Raw genomic sequence first — 393 nt, 5'->3', positions numbered from 1 at the left:
ATCCTAGAAAGCAATATTTAAAATGGCGCAACATGACCGGCGAGAAGCCGACTGTCGCAAAAATGCTTGACTTTTTAGGAATGCAAGCACATGTTTATTCTTCTAATATGATTAAAGAGGGCGGAAATGCAATGCGCCCATATGAGCTGATGTTCGAGACTATTAACCCAGGAGATCCTAACAATCACTTTTTCTTAACATGTCACGGAAAAGAGATTTTTGATAAAACATCTTTGGAAGATCGAGCTTTGGGAAGACATTTGTTTGGTTATAGAGATTATGTTATTATGAATGGCAACGAATACGGGGTCCCAGATTGGTCTAAAATGCAAACGACTGAAGAGGCGTATCGCAGCGCTATAACTGGTCAGCTCGACGGACAAGCAATTGCAC

At 41.0% G+C, this 393-nt stretch carries 1 protein-coding gene; it reads left to right on the top strand.

All coding sequences use genetic code 11. The annotated features are described in order from the left end of the window. Positions 1-32: 32 nt before the first annotated feature. Positions 33-393: hypothetical protein (locus ACYVTD_RS17565; RefSeq protein WP_461248912.1), on the top strand; the 361-nt coding region annotated here is incomplete at its 3' end.

The sequence above is a fragment of the Treponema sp. R6D11 genome, assembly GCF_054786075.1.
The sequence above is the reverse complement of the archived record's forward strand: the minus strand, read 5'-3'. Positions and strand labels throughout refer to the sequence as shown.